The organism is Arcobacter suis CECT 7833 (assembly GCF_003544815.1).
GTDB classification, from domain to species: domain Bacteria; phylum Campylobacterota; class Campylobacteria; order Campylobacterales; family Arcobacteraceae; genus Aliarcobacter; species Aliarcobacter suis.
Map to the genome: position 1 here is coordinate 740,377 of NZ_CP032100.1, position 16,721 is coordinate 757,097.

The window sequence follows — 16,721 nt, forward strand, 5'->3', positions numbered from 1 at the left end:
TACATTATCGCAAAGTTTGAAGTTGTAAGTGATTACGAACCAGCAGGAGATCAACCAGTTGCCATAAAAGCTTTAAGTGATTCTATCAATGCTGGAAACCAATATAATACTCTTTTAGGAGTTACAGGTTCTGGAAAAACTTATACAATTGCAAAAGTGATTGAGGCAACTCAAAAACCAACTCTTATTATGACTCACAATAAAACTTTGGCTGCTCAGTTGTATTCAGAGTTTAAACAATTTTTCCCAAATAATCATGTGGAATATTTCATCTCTTATTACGATTATTATCAGCCTGAAGCTTATATTCCAAGAAGCGATTTATTTATTGAAAAAGATTCTTCAATAAATGAAGAGTTAGAAAGATTAAGACTTAGTGCCACAGCTTCACTTTTATCTTTTGATGATGTTATTGTAATTGCTTCAGTTTCTGCAAACTATGGTTTAGGAAATCCAGAAGAGTACAAAGCAATGGTTCAAAGGGTTGAAGTTGGATTTGAATATTCTCAAAAACAGTTTTTATTAAAACTTGTGGAAATGGGTTATAAAAGAAATGATAAGTTTTTTGATAGGTCAGATTTTAGAGTAAATGGAGATGTAATTGATATTTTCCCAGCTTATTTTGAAGATGAATTTATACGAGTTGAGTTTTTTGGTGATGAGGTTGAATCAATCTCTAAACATGAATATATTACAAATAGTAAAACAAAATCTTTGGATGAGGTAATTATCTACTCAGTTAATCCTTTTGTTGTTTCAAATGAAAAACTAGCAACCGCTGTAAAACAAATTGAAGAAGAGTTAGATGAAAGACTTGAATATTTTCAAAGTGCAAATAAACTTGTTGAGTATCAAAGACTAAAACAAAGAGTTGAATTTGATTTAGAGATGATTGAGGGAACTGGAATGTGTAAGGGAATTGAAAATTATGCCAGACACTTAACTGGTCAAAAACCAGAAGAGACACCTTATTCTTTATTAAACTATTTTCAACAAATGGATAGAGATTTTTTACTTGTAGTTGATGAATCACATGTTTCACTTTCTCAATTTAGAGGAATGCATGCAGCTGATAGAAGTAGAAAAGAGGTTTTAGTTGATTATGGATTTAGACTTCCAAGTGCTTTGGATAATAGACCTTTAAAATTTGATGAGTTTATTAAAAAAGCTCCTAATTATGTATTTGTAAGTGCAACTCCAAATGAACTAGAACTTAATCTAAGTTCCGTTGTAGCTGAACAAATTATCAGACCAACTGGACTTCTTGACCCAATTATTGATGTGGTTGATAGTGAATTCCAAGTTGAAAAACTTCACGATGAAATCAAAAAAGTTGTGGCAAAAAATGAAAGAGTTTTAGTAACAGTTTTAACGAAAAAAATGGCAGAAGAATTAGCAAGTTATTATGCAGATTTGGGAATGAAAGTAAAATATATGCATAGTGAAATCGATGCAATTGAAAGAAATCAAATCATTCGAGAATTACGTCTAGGAACTTTTGATGTACTTATTGGAATCAATCTTCTAAGAGAAGGTTTGGATATTCCTGAAACTTCTTTGGTAGCTATTTTAGATGCAGATAAAGAAGGATTTTTAAGAAGTAAAACTTCACTTATTCAAACAATTGGACGAGCAGCAAGAAATGAAAGAGGAAGAGTTATTTTATATGCAAAAAGAATAACAGGCTCAATGCAGTTTGCAATAGATGAAACAAATAGAAGAAGAAAAATCCAAGAAGACCACAATACTCTGCATGGAATTACTCCTGTATCAACAAAAAGAAGATTGGACCAAAATTTAAAACTTGAAGAGTACGATGATGTTGCATGGAAAAAAGAGAAACTAGAAAAAATGCCAGCATCAGAAAGAAAGAAAATTCTTATTGAATTAAATAGACAAATGAAAAAAGCAGCAAGTGATTTGAATTTTGAAGAAGCTATTAGACTAAGAGACGAAATTGCTAAGGTTAAAGAGATATAAGAAATGAAAAAAGCAACAAAAGCAGATATAGAAATAATAAAACAAGCTTTCATAGAAAAGTACAGTGATGCGGTTACTGAGTTAAATTATAAAAATGATTATGAGTTATTAATTGCCATTATTTTAAGTGCTCAATGTACAGATAAGAGAGTAAATATAATAACTCCTGCTCTTTTTGAAAAATATCCAAGTGTAAAAGAACTAGCTGTGGCTGAACTTGAAGATGTAAAAGCTTTGTTAAATTCTTGTTCATTTTTTAATAATAAATCAAAAAATATTATCAAAATGGCTCAAAGTGTTTTGATGGATTACGATGGGCAAATTCCCCATGACCAAAAACAGCTTATGAAACTAGCAGGTGTTGGAAACAAAACTGCAAATGTTTTTATGATTGAGTTTGAAGGTGCAAATCTTATGGCTGTTGATACACATGTTTTTAGAGTTTCTCACAGACTGGGACTTAGTGATGGAAAAACTGTTGATATAACTGAAGCTGATTTGGTTAAAAAACTAAAAGGGCATGATTTACATATTTTTCATCAAGCAATGGTTTTATTTGGAAGATATATTTGTAAAGCTGTGAAACCTGAGTGCGATGAGTGTTTGTTTCCACAGGTTTGTAAAACTAAAAGCTCTTTTAAACCTGCGTAATATTTCCAAAAGAAGAGTTATTTTTCTATGCACTCTTCTTTTAAATCATTAAAATTCTTAAAAATAAAATTATTTTCTATTTTATTTATTTCAACATTATTCATACTACACAAAAATTCTTTATTTTCTTTTTTAACAAGATAAGTAAACTTATATATAAATTTATCTTTTGAACTTACAACTTTATTATTTAAAAGTTCAGCTGTTAATCCATCTATTATTAAATTTTTTTCTTTTGTATATTTCTCTTTAAAAAGATTTGGGAAAAATTCTTCTTGATTTTTTTCATACGATATCATAGCAATAGAAGATATTATGATAATTAGTAAAAGGATTATGAATTCTTTTTTTTCAAATTGATTATTTACTTTATATAGTATTAGTGTAGCAACAATAATCAAAACAGCAATAACAATAATAATTTGCATTTTATTCCTTTTTTTTTATTTTTATTATATCCTAGCTTAACAAAAAGCATTTGTTAAAAAGCTTGTAAAATGGGGAAATTATGGAATTGACTAATGAAAAAGTAGATATTGTTATCATTGGTGGTGGTTGTGTTGGAAGTGGAATTGCACTTGATGCAACACTTCGAGGATACAATGTAATTTTACTTGAAAAAAATGATTTTGCAAGTGGGGCAAGTTCTAAAAGTTCGAAGTTAGTTCATGGTGGAATTAGATATCTTGAAAAAGCCATAAAACAAAGAGATAAAGCCCAATATAATTTGGTAAAAGAAGCCATAAAAGAAAGGTCAATTTTTTTAAAAAATGCTTCAAATATCACTAAAAAACTAAAAATCAATATTCCTATATATTCTTATTTAAATCTAATTTACACTTATTTGGGACTTTTGATTTATAAACTAATGGCAAAAAATAGAAGTTTTGGGAAAAACAGTTTTGTAAATAAAGTTGTAAGTATTTTGTTTTCTCCAAATATAAAACAAGAAAATCTAAAAGGTTTTTTATCTTTTTATGATGGAACTTTTTTAGATTCAAGAATGATTATTTCGCTTCTTCAAACAGCAGTTTTAAATGGAGCAGTTGTCAAAAACTATTGTGAAGTAAATGAGTTTTTATATGATGAGAATGGGAAAATTTCAGGGCTTAAATACTTTGATAAAATCCAAAATAAAAAGTATGAAATAAACTCAAAAGTTGTAGTAAATGCAAGTGGTGCAAATGTTGATAATTTAAGGTTAAAAGATGATGAAAGTATAAATGAAATTCTGGCATTAAGTAGTGGAATTCATATAGTTGTTTCAAAGGAATTTTTATCTTCAAATGAGGGAATTTTACTGCCAAAGACAAGTGATGGAAGAATTATATTTATTTTGCCATATATGAACTATTGTTTGATAGGAACAAGTGATAATAAAACTATTTACGAAGAGAATCCAAAAGTACAAGAACAAGAGATAGAATATTTGTTAAAAGAGGTAAATAATTATTTTGAAAAACATTTAACAAAAGAGGATATTTTATCTTCATGGAGTGGAATTCGACCACTTGTAAAAAGCGATAAAAGCTCAACTGAACAAATGGTGAGAGAACATATAATTCTAAAATCAAAAAACGATTTAATTTCTATAGCTGGTGGGAAGTGGACAACTTATAGAAAAATGGCTGAAGATTTAGTGGATTTTTTAATAAAAAATAGATTTTTAGAAAAACAAAAAAAGTGTGAAACAAAAAAACATAAACTTTTTGGAAATGATGCTGATATAAAAGATTTCGAAAAACTTATGAATTTTTTTCCTATTTCAAATAAAACAAAAAATTCTTTAAAAACTATATATGGAAATTCTTGTACAAAAATCTTAAATCTAGCAAATGAAACAGATAACTTTGAGTTGATAAATCCTAATTTACCATATTTAAAAGCTGAAATTGAATATTGTATAAAAGAAGAATTTGTAGAAAAACCAATAGATTTTTTAGCTAGAAGAGTAGGGCTTTGTTTTTTAGATAAAAAATTAGCATTAAGTTGTGTTGATGTTGTATGTGAGGAAATGGGAAAAATTCTTTTTTGGGATGAAAAAAGAGTAAAAAAAGAAAAATTCGAGTGTAAAGAGTATATAAATAATTATTTTTAGTCAATAATTAACAAAAAATTAACAGCTCTTTGTAATACTTTCATAAATTTATTAATACAAGGCAAATTTATGAAAAGATTTATCTCTTTATCACTTGTAACAACAGCTGTTTTGTTAAATGCAAGTGAAGTTACAAGTTTAGACACAATTAGTGTAGTTGAAACTGCGAACTCAAAAATAGTAAAAGATGTAAGTGATGAACAAATTAAAAGTGCTGATTTAGCTGAAGCTTTGAGTAAAAATGTTCCATCAATTTCAATTGTAAGAAGAAGTGGAATTGCAAATGATATTATTTTAAGAGGGCAAAAAAAAGATAATATTAATATCTTACTTGATGATGCTAAAATCTACGGAGCTTGTCCAAATAGAATGGATCCTGCAACTTCTCATGTATTAACAAACAATATTCAAAGTGTAAAAGTAATCGAAGGTCCTTATGATGTTGAAAACTTTGGAACATTAAGTGGACTTGTAAAAGTAGAAACAAAAGAACCAACAAAAGATGTTCATGGTGAAATTAATCTAAATGCTGGTAGTTTTGGATACAAAAAAGCTAGTGCAACAGTTAGTGGTGGAACTGATAGATTTAAACTTTTAGTATCAACTTCAACAGAAGAGGGTGACCAATATAAAGATGGAAATGGAGATGATTTTTCTGAACAACAAATAGAAAAAAATGTTCCATATTCAAACCAATACTCAAATACTAAACAAAAAGCATTTGAGAAAAAAACTCTTTTAACAAAAGGTCAATTTAACATCAATGACGACCAAGAAATAAAACTTTCATATACAGCAAATAGAAGTGATAATATTTTATATCCAACTGGTTCAATGGATGCTGATTATGATGATTCAAATATTTATACACTTGGATATACAGCTAGAAATTTAGGAAATTTTTCTAAAGAGTTAAATTTAGATTATTATTATTCAGATGTTGATCATCCTATGAGTACAACTCTTAGAAATAGAAAAATGACACCAACTTCAATGATGACAATGGCTCCAATGGTAAGTCGATTAAAAACATCTATTTGGGGAAGTAAAGTAAAAAATAGTATAGAAGTTGCAGATTCTTTGGTAACAGTTGGATTAGATACAAGTATTAGAAACTGGAGAGCTGTTGATACAGCAACGCCAAGTATTCCATCATCAGATACTACAAATAAAGCAATATTCTCAAAAATTGAGAAATCATTTGGTCAGTTAGATTTAGAGTTTGGAACAAGATACGATTATACAGATGTTGATACAAGTAAAGCAATTAATCCTGAAGATAAAAAATATGTTGGATTAAATGCAAATGTTTTTGGTATTTATAATATTGATGAAAATACAAAATATTTTGCAGGAGTTGGAAAATCTTCAAGAGTTCCAGATGCAAGAGAACTTTATCATAGTACAGCTGGAAATTCAACTTTAGATCAAACAAAAAATTATGAAGCAGATGTAGGTTTTGATAAAACAATAGGAACATTTAATATCAGACCAAAACTATTTTATTCAGTGTTAAAAGATTATATTTACAATAGTGGGACTTTTGAGAATATTGATGCAAAAATATATGGATTGGATGTTAGTGGATTTTATTTTATGACAGAGAATTTTTCACTTGATTATGGAATGGCTTATCAAAGAGGTAAAAAAGATGGTGAATTCACTGGAAATGATAAAGATTTAGCAGAAATTCCACCTTTAAAAGGAAATTTAGCTTTAAATTATGAAATGGATAAATCAAAATATACGGTTGAAGCAGTTGCTGTTGATTCTTGGGATAGCTATGATAGTTCAGCACGAGAACAAGAATTAGGTGGATATGCAGTATTTAATTTAAAATATACTAATCAGTTACATAAAAATATTGGTTTAACTCTTGGAGTAGATAATGTATTAGATAAAACTTATGCTTCAACAAATACTTATCAAGATATAACTTATTTAACAGTTAATAATGAAAGAATATTATTCAACGACCCAGGAAGATATGGATATGTAAATTTAAAATATAGCTTTTAAAAGCTATATTTTAATCAAATTCCATTCGAACTTGTGTTTGTCCAGTTGTTCCAAACTCATAGTCAATTTGTGTAGCAATTGCTTTAAAATCAACTCCTTGAACTACTTTTAAACCTTTTAAAATCTCTTTTTTACCACTTATTAACTCTTTTGATTTTATACCATGTGAAATTGATAAACTAGCTTCCACAAAGGCTGATAATTTATCACATTGTTTAAGCGCAAGTCCATCAATGGCATTATATTTATTTGAGTTATATTTTGAAACATCTTCTACAATTTGGATTTTGTCTTCATAGATTTTATTTTGGAACTCTTCTTTTATTCCATCATAAAGACCTAAAATATAAGAAAATTCATCATGTAAAACTTCTGGAATATTTGGCAAAATGCTCTCTTGAATTTTTTCAATTTCATACTCTGCTATAATATCTGATAACTCATCAACACAATATTTTACGGGTGTGATAATATCTCGGGTTAGAGCTTCAGGTAAATCATGGAAAAGTGCTGTAAAGAAGTTATTTTGTAATCTTTTATCACAAGCATTTACTTCAAGTGAGAAAAAATATCCAAAAATTGCAACTGTAAGCATATGTCCTAAAACTGAAGTTTCAGGAATTCTTGGTGTTTGTGCCCATCTTTTTTGAAATCTTAATCTTCCACTTAAATCAATGATTTTTCCAAGTTTTTTATTTAAAGCAATTTTTCTTACACCAATTAATTCATAATAATCTTCAAGTTCTTCATCAACACTTTTTTTTACATCTTCAATATCATTTAAAAACTGGCTTGTTTGATAAACAATAGAAAATTCCCATTTTGTTGCTAAATAAGAAGCAGCTTTTAGTATAAATCTTTCTTTTTTGTACATTTCAGGATTTGTTAAATACTCTTCAAATTTTTGTAAAAAATTTCCATTATCTATATCTTTTATAGATGGACTTAATTTTGAAATAACCCAAGCATTAATCTCTTTTGATTTTTTTTGTAAAGCTTTTCTAAAAACATCAGGTCTAATATCAGTTACAACCACTCGTCTTAAAAACTCAAAAATACCAGCTTCAATTAAATGAGTGTAGTTTATATCATTTTCAAGTTTTGCTATAAAATATGCAATTATAAATTTATGTGCTTGTTTATCAAGTTCAACAAGTTCAACCATTCTTGGATAATCATTCCATCTTTGAATTGAAGCTGATGAAAAAATATAATCTATAATTCTTGGATTTATCAATTTAGTTCCTATTTATCTTTTTTTGTATCATCAAAAAACATCATCTTTTTACCAAGTAACATGAGACTTACAATTACAAACATCATTAAATATACTTGCCAATCACTCAAAATTAACCCCTACAACTTCCAATTTTTCCTAAAGCATTAACTTTCTCAACTCGTCCTTGGTGTCTTCCACCTTCAAATTCTGCTTTGTCCCAAGATTTGATTATAGCTTCAATCATTCCATGACCAGAAACTCGCTCTCCTAAACAAATAACATTTGCATCGTTGTGTTTTCTAGCCATTCTTGCACTATATTCATTGTGACAAAGTGCTGCTCTTATTCCATCAAATTTATTTGCAGCCATACTCATTCCAAGTCCTGAACCACAAATTAATATTCCCATAGTTCCTTCATTTTCAAGAACTTTTTTACAAACTTTTGCAGCATAATCTGGGTAATCAACTCTATCTTTACTAAAAGGTCCTAAGTCAACTACTTCATGACCTCTTTCTTCAAAAAGCTCTTTAACATAATCTTTTATATCTATTCCTGCATGATCTGCACCAATAAAATATTTCATTAGTAAATTCCCTCTTGATGTTCAATTTTTTTAAGTTTTTCAAAATCAACTGTTTTTTCTAATGTTTCAACACTTTTTAAAACTCTATCCCATCGAATTTCTTTATTATCATCCCAAGAAAAATATATAAACCAAGGTGTTCCAACTATATATTTATAGTTTACAGTTCCCCAAAATCTTGAATCATTTGAATGGTCTCTATTATCGCCCATCATAAATGTTTCATCTTCTGGTACTACAATTGGAGACATATTAAATAATTCACTTGGATTTAATCCATTATCTACAACATTTTCATCATTGTGAATTCCTGGATGTTCTTTACTATATGGATTTACAACCCAAAGTTTATCTCCAACTTCAACAATATTTTCTTTTGGATAATTTGCTTTTACAAACTCATTTCCTTCTTTTGGATGAAGTAAAAGATATTTATCTTTAATTGCAACTAAATCTCCAGCTGTTGCAACTGCTCTTTTTACATAGTGAATAGTTTCATTTTTTGGGTATCTAAAAACTACAATATCACCTCTTTTTGGTCTTTCGCCTTCAATTAAGTGACCATTACCATTAAAATCAGGTAAAACTTTTATTTCAAGCCAAGGAATTCTTGGAGTTGGGATTCCATAAGCAAATTTTTTTACAAAAAGCATGTCACCAATCAAAAGTGTATTTTTCATACTTCCACTTGGTATTACGAAAGCTTGTGCAACAAAAAATATTATCCCAAGAACTATTATTATTGTTCCAGTCCATGAAGAAGACCAATTGTAAATTTTTTTTAACATTTATTTTGTTTCTCTTTTTTCTCTTAATTTTGCAGCTTTTATTGTATTTTTTAAAAGCATTCCAATAGTCATGGGTCCAACTCCACCTGGAACTGGAGTTAAGTGTGAGCATTTTTCTTTTAAACTTTCAAAATCAGCATCTCCAACTAATTTTCCAGTATCAAGTCTATTGATTCCCACATCAATAACAATTGCACCATCTTTTACCATATCAGCTTTTAAAAGTAATGGAACTCCAACAGCAATAACAACAATATCAGCTGCAAGTGTATGTGCTTTTAAATCTTTAGTTCTTGAATTACAAACAGTTACTGTTGCTTTTGCATTGATAAGTAATGATGCCATTGGTTTTCCAACAATATCGCTACTTCCAATTACAACTACATTTTTTCCACTTAATTCGATTCCATACTCTTGGAACATTCTCATAACACCAAATGGAGTTGCAGGTAAAAATGCATCAAGATTTGAAACCATTCTTCCTACATTGTAAGGATGAAATCCATCTACATCTTTTAAAGGATTAATAGCTTCAAGAACTATTGTTGTATCTATATGTTTTGGAAGAGGAAGTTGAACTAAAATACCATCAAGTTTTGGATTTTCATTCATTCTTTGTATAGTTTCAAGTAACTCTTCTTGTGTTATACTTTCAGGCATTTCATGTACAACTGAATAAATACCAGCATTCTTACAAGATTTTGCTTTACTCGCAACATAAGTTGCACTTGCTGCGTCATTTCCAACTAAAATAACAGCTAAACCTGGAGTGATTTGTTTTTCTTCTACCAGTTGAGCTACTTCAACTTTAACTTCTTCTTTGATTTTTTCAGATAATGCTTTTCCATCTAATAATATCATCGGATTTTTACCTTATTTTGTATTTATATTAAGAAATTATATTATCTAAAAATCAATTAATAAAAGTTAAATAAAAAATTAATACAAACTTAAACTTATATTTAGAAAACTTTTTATATAATCCTGCCCTAAATTTAAAAACAAAGGAAACGTTATGTTAGAGGGTATCATCAGAGATAGTATGACAAAACAAGCTACTAAAACTTTAAGAAGAAATGGGTATTTAATTGCAAATATCTATGGTAAAGGTTTAGAAAATATTTCAGCGGCATTCAAAAAAAATGAATTCATCAAATTTTTAAGAAATAAAGAAACATTAGCATTTGATGTTAATCTTTCTGGAAACATCGTAAAAGTTGTAGTTCAAGAATATCAAAAATGTCCATTAACTTCTGAGTTATTACATGTTGATTTAATGGTTGCTCAAGCGGGTGTTAAAACTGCATATAAAATTCCAGTTAAAACTACTGGTATTGCAAAAGGTCTTAAAAATAAAGGTCTTTTAATGATTCATACTAAAAGAGTACCTGTTAGATGTACATTAGAAAATTTACCAAATGACATAACTTTAGATGTATCAGACTTAGATACAGGTGATAATATCTTAATTAGAGATTTAACATTACCTGAAACTTTAGAGTGTTTCTTAGATCCAAGAGTTCCAGTTGTTGGTATAATTAAAGCTAAATAGTTTTAATAAAATGCATTTAATTGTAGGTCTTGGAAATATTGGTGAAAAATACCAATTGACAAGACATAATGTAGGATTTATGGTTATCGATGAGATAACCAAAAGTCTTACAACTTCAAATATCCAAAAATCAAATTTTCATTCTACACTAGAGAAATCAGCCTATGATTTATATTCAAAACCAACTACTTTTATGAATAACTCAGGAATGGCAGTTCATGCTATTAAAGAATATTATAAATTAGGAATGGAAGATATTATTGTAATTCATGATGATATAGACTTACCATTTGGAGCTGTAAAGTTTAAAATTGGTGGTGGACATGGTGGTCATAATGGTTTAAGATCAATTGATGCACATATTGGAAAAGAATACATTCGTGTAAGAATTGGTGTTGGAAAACCTCAAGATAAATCAGATGTTGCTAATTATGTTTTAAATAACTTTTCAAAAGAAGAATTAAACAAACTACAAGATATAATACCCCACATTATAAATGCTATAAAAGCACTAAAAAGTGAAGATATAGAACAAGTAAAATCTAAGTTTACATTGAAGTAAGATGAGCATATTAACCCGATATATTTTAAAAAAATACTTAATTAACTTTATTATTGTTCTTATTTCATTGGAAATCTTTTTTATAGGTATTGATTTTTTACAAAATTTCAAAAATATTCCCCAATCAGCAAATTTACAACTTTTGTATGTGTTATATAATGCTTTTTTTACATTAACACTTGCACTTCCTTTATCAATTGTTTTTGGTTGGATTATTACTTTAGTTGTGTTTATTAGAAACAATGAATTTGTTGCTTTTAATGCAATAGGTGCAACAAATAAAAAGATCTTTTTACCCGTAATTAATATATCAATATTCTTATTATCATTACTTATTTTTCTTCAAATGACTCCTTTAGCATACTCTTATGATCAAAAAAAGAAAATTTTAGATAATGAATATTTTACAAATACTAAAAGTGATATTTTTTTAAAATATAATGATTATTATATATATTTTAAAAAGTTATTGCCATTGGAAAAAAAAGCTGAAGATATTCATATTTTTAGAGTTTCAGGAAAAGATGTAATTGAAACTATAATTGGTGAAAAAGCATATTTCCAAAATAATAGATGGTATGTTTTAAATGTTAAAATAATAGAAAAGCCAAAAGATTTAAATGTTGATAGTTCTAAATTAGATATTAGATATGAAAAATTTTTACATACTTTAGATGGATTTAAACCAAAAATTTTAGATAATGTTTATGAAAGTAAATCAGATTTTTCAATTTTTGATGCAATTTCTGCAGTAATTTTATTAAAAGAACAAGGTATAAATACAGATAAAATAAGAAGTGTTTTATATAACCAATTAGTAGTTCCATTTTTTGTAATACCTCTTATTTTATTGATTTTTGCTTATGCATCATTGAATAGTAGATTTTTTAATATAGGAAAATTTACTTCTATTTCAATATTTGGAACATTGATTATTTGGGGTATTTTCTTTATTTTATTTAAATTCACAAATGGGGGAGTTATTATCCCTGAAGTATCAATTTTATTGCCAATGTTCTTTTGGGTACTTATTTCTATCTATTTTTACAATAAAAAAATCAATTCTTAATTAAGGCTAAAAATGAGATCTCATATAAAATCATATGGAGTAGTTCCTTATCTTGTAAAAGGTAATGATATAAAAATATTATTATGTAAATCTGTTGCAAGTAAAGATAAATGGGGCTGTTTAAAAGGTACAAAAAACAGCAATGAAACAGCTTATGAATGCGCTAAAAGAGAGTTTTATGAAGAGAGTTCAATTGCTGTTGAAATAGCTCTTTTTGAAAACTATTTTGAACAGATAAATATAGATAAAGATGTTGGAATTTGGTTGGTAAATGCAAATAATATTGATAACTTAGAACAATATTTTGTAGAAGATACTTTGAAAAATAATTATTTATCTTGGGAAAACTCAAAGGTTAAATTTTTTTCTTTAAGTAATTTACCAAGAATTAAAAATAAACAAATAACGCTAATAAAAGATATTAAGGATTTTTTGAAAAGTAAGAATCTACACCATTAGCAATTCCATTTGCTAATAGTTGTTGATAAGCTTTATCATACAATCTTTTACTTTCAGTTGGGTGAGAAACGTATCCTAGTTCTACTAAAATAGAAGGCATTTGTGCACCTACAAGTACCCAAAATGGTCCTTCTCTTACTCCTGAATCTTTTACATCTTTATATTTGCTTCTCGTTGATTGTAAAAGTCCTGCTTGAACATCAATTGCAAATTTATGTGAAGCTGTAATTCTTGGACGATTTAAAGATTCTAAAAATACATCCTTCGAAGAATTACTCATTTCTCTAATATCTGTTTTATTTTCTAGTGCAGCAACTCTTTTAGCTCTTTCACTTCTTGCTGGACTTAAGAAAAATGTTTCTATTCCATCAACCTCATTTGCTTTTTCTTTAGGAACAGCATTTGTATGAATTGATATAAATAAATCAGCATTTTTTTCATTTGCTAAAATTGTTCTATCCATAACTTTAATAAATGTATCATTATCCCTTGTTAAATATACGGTATATCCTCTTTGTTTTAAAATCGCTCCTAAATATTTTGTAACATTTAAATTAATGACTTTTTCATATCTTTTATTTGGTCCAACTGCACCTACATCATCTGCTCCATGCCCAGCATCAAGTACAATAACTTTATTTCTTTTAGATTCTGTACCAATTGAAGAAGAGATTGATGCTGGAAGAGTTGATGGTATTTCATTAGGTTTAATAACTTCTTTTTTATTAACTACCGGAGTTGTATTGGTATTTACTGATTGATTATTAATATTTATAATTAATTCTCTAGAAGCTAAGGAATATGTTATTTTTGTATTTTCTTTATTTGAAATCTTAATATTAACACTATCTTTATTGTCATTAACACTAATATTATCTATATTATCAATTTCTAATTTTGTTGGGATTGTATATTTGTATTTACCTGATATATCAAAAGAATATACATAATTGTTAGCAATTTTTTGAGAAGTTTGTTTTATATCATTTTTAACATAATTTCTATTAAATTTAATAATTATTTTATTTCCATTTGTAGAAATTGAACGAATAGGATTTATTGTATCTATATTTGCTGGTTCAATATTTTGTACATTATTCTCAAGCTCAATTTTTGTATTAGTTTTTTCTTGAACTCGACTTTTTTCAATATTATTTGTTGAAACTGTTTGATTACTTTTTGAATTTGTAGTAATTTGTCTACCCAATAAAATTTCAAGTTTCTTTTTATCTGGTCTAACATCTTTTTTTAATTTTTCACCAATACTTATAATATTTTTTAGTTCATTGATTTTTAACTGTTCATCATTTTGCATAACAGCTTTTAAGTAGTTCATTTTTGATGAATGATATTGTTCATTTAACTTACCAATTGGCTCTGCTGCAATTAGTAAGTTAAAAGTTAGAATGGTTAGAATAAAAAATTTTTTTAAAATTTTTATTCTCCTTTCGTTAATTTTTCCATTAGCTCTTTTACAGAAATAATTTTTTCAATTCTGTATCCGTTTGAACCTGAAAAGAATAATCCTGTATCTACATCACCTTGATATGCGGCACCTAATCTATCTGCAATACAATAACCAACAATTTTCGCTTCATGACCTCTATTACATGGAGCTACACAATTTGATATACATTGAACTTTTGGAGCAGTTTTATTTTCAATAGAAAATTGTAAATTTGTCATAACACCCCTTGCTGGAAGTCCAACAGGAGATTTCATTAGCTGTATATCTTCAGCTTTTGCATTTAATAAAACATTTTTAAATTTAGCATCCGCATCACATTCAAAAGTTCCTATAAATCTAGTTGCCATTTGAACACCAGAACAACCCATAGCTAAAAATTTATCAATATCTTTTTTATCCCAAATTCCACCAGCTGCAATTATTGGAATATCTCCCCAATTTTTAGCTTCTTCAATAACAGGACTAATAATATTTTCTAATTGAAATTCTTCTTGAGTACATTGTTCGTAAGTAAATCCTTGATGTCCACCACTTAAAGGACCTTCAACAATTATTGCATCAGGAAGTTTATTATATCTTTGCCATTTTTTGCAGATTAATTTTAAAGCCCTAGCACTTGAAACAATAGGAACAAGCGCAACATCTGGAAAGTCTTTTGTAAATTCAGGCATATTAGTAGGCAATCCAGCCCCTGTAATAATAATATTAGCACCTGCTTCACAAGCATCACGTACTACTCTTCCATAATCATTAATTGCATATAAAATATTACATGCAAGTGGAGCATTTCCACAAATTTTTCTTGCATTGGCAATTATTTCAAAAAGTGATTCTCTATTATAAAAATTTATAACATCTTTTGGTTTATCTTTTTTTGTTACGATATGAATATTTTCACTTATATTTTTATAATAGCCTGTTCCAACAGCAGATATTACACCTAATCCGCCTTCTAAACTTACATTTCCTGCTAATTGATCCCAGCTAATTCCTACACCCATTCCACCTTGAATAATTGGATGTTTTATCTCGTATTTTCCTATTCTCACAACTAGCCTTTCTATTTTATTATTATCTTAGCGAAATTTTTTTTACCTTTTTGTAAAATATACTCACCATTTTGTAGATTTAATTTATCATCATCTATTTTTTCTTGATTTATTGATACTGCATTTGCTTTTATATCTCGTCTAGCCTGTGAAGTTGAATCAACTAATTTACAATCAACTAACGCTTGACAAATCCAAATTGGAGCTTCAAACGTAAATTCTGCCATATCTGTTGGAATGTCTTTTTTTGCAAAAACTTTTTCAAATTCTGCTTTTGCTTTTTCACCTTCACCATTTCCATGAAATCTTTCAACTATTTCCATAGCAAGAGATTCTTTTACTTTTTTAGGATGTAAAGTTTCATTATTTACACCTTCTTTAATTTCTTCAATCTCTTTTAAAGATTTTGATGATAAAAGTTCAAAATATCTCCACATTAATTCATCACTAATTGAAAGAATTTTCCCAAACATATCAAAAGGCTCATCGGTTACACCAATGTAATTTCCCAATGATTTTGACATTTTTTGAACACCATCAAGACCTTCTAGAATAGGCATCATTAAAACTGCTTGTTGTTTTTTACAGTTATAAGCTTTTTGTAAAGTTCTTCCCATCAAAAGATTGAATTTTTGATCTGTTCCACCAAGTTCAATATCAGTATTCATAGCAACTGAATCATATCCTTGTAATAATGGATATGTAAATTCACTTAAAGCAATAGGAGCATTTGATGCATATCTTTTCGAAAAATCATCACGTTCAAGCATTCTAGCAACTGTTAAGTTTGAAGCAAGAGCAATAAGTCCACCAGTTCCTAATTCTTTCAACCATTGGCTATTAAACATTACTTGTGTTTTTTTAGGATCTAAAATTTTAAAAACTTGTTCTTTATAAGTTTCTGCATTATTTAATACTTGTTCACTGCTTAACACTTTTCTAGTTTCACTTTTCCCGGTAGGATCTCCAATAGTTGCTGTAAAATCTCCAATTAAAAATTGAATAATTCCTCCGAACTTTTGGAAAGTTGCTAGTTTTTGAATTAGAACTGTATGCCCTAAATGTAAATCAGGAGCAGTTGGATCAAATCCAGCTTTTACGAAAAAATTTTCACCCGTTTCAAAAAATTTTTTTATAAGTTTTTCTATTGCTTCAATATCGATAATTTCAGAAGTTCCTCTTTTTATCTCGTTTAATGCTTCTTGAACTCTTTTTTCCATT

Annotated in this window: 16 protein-coding genes; 8 read left to right on the forward strand and 8 right to left on the reverse strand. The window is 28.0% G+C overall.

Going from position 1 to position 16,721, the window contains the following annotated elements; translation table 11 throughout:
• Window positions 1–6: 6 nt before the first annotated feature.
• Together uvrB and nth are read left to right on the forward strand one after the other, a co-directional pair.
• Complete coding sequence (uvrB, locus tag ASUIS_RS03655; RefSeq protein ID WP_118885777.1) at window positions 7–1,980, forward strand: excinuclease ABC subunit UvrB; 1,974 nt, start codon at window positions 7–9, stop codon at window positions 1,978–1,980.
• A 3-nt stretch (window positions 1,981–1,983) separates the two neighbouring features.
• On the forward strand, window positions 1,984–2,631 hold the full coding sequence (gene nth / locus ASUIS_RS03660; protein ID WP_118885778.1) for an endonuclease III: 648 nt from the start codon (window positions 1,984–1,986) through the stop codon (window positions 2,629–2,631).
• Between the two features lie 17 nt (window positions 2,632–2,648).
• Here the strand turns inward: nth and ASUIS_RS03665 are convergent, their stop codons facing one another.
• Entirely contained in the window at window positions 2,649–3,059 is a 411-nt protein-coding gene (locus ASUIS_RS03665; RefSeq protein ID WP_118885779.1) for a hypothetical protein, read from the reverse strand.
• Window positions 3,060–3,139: 80 nt separating this feature from the next.
• On the opposite strand from ASUIS_RS03665, the gene ASUIS_RS03670 reads away from it, so the two are divergent.
• A complete protein-coding gene (locus tag ASUIS_RS03670; protein ID WP_118885780.1) occupies window positions 3,140–4,729 on the forward strand; it encodes a glycerol-3-phosphate dehydrogenase/oxidase in 1,590 nt (529 codons plus the stop codon).
• Window positions 4,730–4,798: 69 nt separating this feature from the next.
• A complete protein-coding gene (locus ASUIS_RS03675; RefSeq protein WP_118885781.1) occupies window positions 4,799–6,748 on the forward strand; it encodes a TonB-dependent receptor plug domain-containing protein in 1,950 nt (649 codons plus the stop codon).
• A 10-nt stretch (window positions 6,749–6,758) separates the two neighbouring features.
• Here ASUIS_RS03675 and ASUIS_RS03680 read toward each other — a convergent pair whose 3' ends face one another.
• From ASUIS_RS03680 to folD, 4 genes are all read right to left on the reverse strand, one after another.
• On the reverse strand, window positions 6,759–7,985 hold the full coding sequence (locus ASUIS_RS03680; protein ID WP_118885782.1) for an HD domain-containing protein: 1,227 nt from the start codon (window positions 7,983–7,985) through the stop codon (window positions 6,759–6,761).
• A 112-nt stretch (window positions 7,986–8,097) separates the two neighbouring features.
• A complete protein-coding gene (gene rpiB, locus ASUIS_RS03685; protein ID WP_118885783.1) occupies window positions 8,098–8,553 on the reverse strand; it encodes a ribose 5-phosphate isomerase B in 456 nt (151 codons plus the stop codon).
• Window positions 8,553–9,341, reverse strand: coding sequence for a signal peptidase I (gene lepB, locus ASUIS_RS03690; protein WP_118885784.1), 789 nt, complete (start codon window positions 9,339–9,341; stop codon window positions 8,553–8,555). The genes rpiB and lepB overlap by 1 nt, the downstream gene beginning before the upstream one ends.
• A complete protein-coding gene (gene folD / locus ASUIS_RS03695) occupies window positions 9,342–10,202 on the reverse strand; it encodes a bifunctional methylenetetrahydrofolate dehydrogenase/methenyltetrahydrofolate cyclohydrolase FolD (RefSeq protein ID WP_118885785.1) in 861 nt (286 codons plus the stop codon).
• A gap of 154 nt (window positions 10,203–10,356) precedes the next feature.
• Here folD and ASUIS_RS03700 point away from each other — a divergent pair, with 154 nt between their 5' ends.
• Genes ASUIS_RS03700 through ASUIS_RS03715 form a run of 4 tightly spaced genes read left to right on the forward strand, consistent with a single transcriptional unit; the run spans window position 10,357 to window position 12,983 of the window.
• Window positions 10,357–10,893 (forward strand): 50S ribosomal protein L25/general stress protein Ctc, encoded by a 537-nt coding sequence (locus tag ASUIS_RS03700; RefSeq protein ID WP_118885786.1) that lies wholly within the window; start codon window positions 10,357–10,359, stop codon window positions 10,891–10,893.
• A gap of 10 nt (window positions 10,894–10,903) precedes the next feature.
• Window positions 10,904–11,455 carry an aminoacyl-tRNA hydrolase gene (pth, locus tag ASUIS_RS03705; RefSeq protein WP_118885787.1) on the forward strand — a complete coding sequence of 184 codons (552 nt, stop codon included), beginning with the start codon at window positions 10,904–10,906 and terminating at the stop codon, window positions 11,453–11,455.
• Between the two features lies 1 nt (window position 11,456).
• Window positions 11,457–12,524 carry an LptF/LptG family permease gene (locus ASUIS_RS03710; RefSeq protein ID WP_118885788.1) on the forward strand — a complete coding sequence of 356 codons (1,068 nt, stop codon included), beginning with the start codon at window positions 11,457–11,459 and terminating at the stop codon, window positions 12,522–12,524.
• A gap of 12 nt (window positions 12,525–12,536) precedes the next feature.
• On the forward strand, window positions 12,537–12,983 hold the full coding sequence (locus ASUIS_RS03715; RefSeq protein ID WP_118885789.1) for an NUDIX domain-containing protein: 447 nt from the start codon (window positions 12,537–12,539) through the stop codon (window positions 12,981–12,983).
• Here ASUIS_RS03715 and ASUIS_RS03720 read toward each other — a convergent pair.
• The 3 genes from ASUIS_RS03720 to tyrS all read right to left on the reverse strand — a co-directional run bounded on the left by ASUIS_RS03720 (window position 12,946) and on the right by tyrS (window position 16,720).
• Window positions 12,946–14,319 carry an N-acetylmuramoyl-L-alanine amidase family protein gene (locus ASUIS_RS03720; protein WP_118885790.1) on the reverse strand — a complete coding sequence of 458 codons (1,374 nt, stop codon included), beginning with the start codon at window positions 14,317–14,319 and terminating at the stop codon, window positions 12,946–12,948. The two genes, ASUIS_RS03715 and ASUIS_RS03720, sit on opposite strands and share 38 nt — an antisense overlap.
• 101 nt (window positions 14,320–14,420) lie before the next feature.
• A complete protein-coding gene (locus ASUIS_RS03725) occupies window positions 14,421–15,500 on the reverse strand; it encodes a nitronate monooxygenase (protein WP_118885791.1) in 1,080 nt (359 codons plus the stop codon).
• An 11-nt stretch (window positions 15,501–15,511) separates the two neighbouring features.
• Window positions 15,512–16,720, reverse strand: a complete 1,209-nt coding sequence (gene tyrS, locus ASUIS_RS03730; RefSeq protein ID WP_118885792.1) for a tyrosine--tRNA ligase — start codon at window positions 16,718–16,720, stop codon at window positions 15,512–15,514.
• Between the last annotated feature and the right edge of the window lies 1 nt (window position 16,721).

What these genes read in the sequence shown, in the direction of transcription:
- nth (WP_118885778.1), top strand. Translation starts at nt 1,984, where the DNA reads ATGAAAAAAGCAACAAAAGCAGATATAGAAATAATAAAACAAGCTTTC.
- ASUIS_RS03665 (WP_118885779.1), bottom strand. Translation starts at nt 3,059, where the DNA reads ATGCAAATTATTATTGTTATTGCTGTTTTGATTATTGTTGCTACACTA.
- ASUIS_RS03670 (WP_118885780.1), top strand. Translation starts at nt 3,140, where the DNA reads ATGGAATTGACTAATGAAAAAGTAGATATTGTTATCATTGGTGGTGGT.
- ASUIS_RS03675 (WP_118885781.1), top strand. Translation starts at nt 4,799, where the DNA reads ATGAAAAGATTTATCTCTTTATCACTTGTAACAACAGCTGTTTTGTTA.
- rpiB (WP_118885783.1), bottom strand. Translation starts at nt 8,553, where the DNA reads ATGAAATATTTTATTGGTGCAGATCATGCAGGAATAGATATAAAAGAT.
- lepB (WP_118885784.1), bottom strand. Translation starts at nt 9,341, where the DNA reads ATGTTAAAAAAAATTTACAATTGGTCTTCTTCATGGACTGGAACAATA.
- folD (WP_118885785.1), bottom strand. Translation starts at nt 10,202, where the DNA reads ATGATATTATTAGATGGAAAAGCATTATCTGAAAAAATCAAAGAAGAA.
- ASUIS_RS03700 (WP_118885786.1), top strand. Translation starts at nt 10,357, where the DNA reads ATGTTAGAGGGTATCATCAGAGATAGTATGACAAAACAAGCTACTAAA.
- pth (WP_118885787.1), top strand. Translation starts at nt 10,904, where the DNA reads ATGCATTTAATTGTAGGTCTTGGAAATATTGGTGAAAAATACCAATTG.
- ASUIS_RS03710 (WP_118885788.1), top strand. Translation starts at nt 11,457, where the DNA reads ATGAGCATATTAACCCGATATATTTTAAAAAAATACTTAATTAACTTT.
- ASUIS_RS03715 (WP_118885789.1), top strand. Translation starts at nt 12,537, where the DNA reads ATGAGATCTCATATAAAATCATATGGAGTAGTTCCTTATCTTGTAAAA.
- ASUIS_RS03720 (WP_118885790.1), bottom strand. Translation starts at nt 14,319, where the DNA reads ATGAACTACTTAAAAGCTGTTATGCAAAATGATGAACAGTTAAAAATC.
- tyrS (WP_118885792.1), bottom strand. Translation starts at nt 16,720, where the DNA reads ATGGAAAAAAGAGTTCAAGAAGCATTAAACGAGATAAAAAGAGGAACT.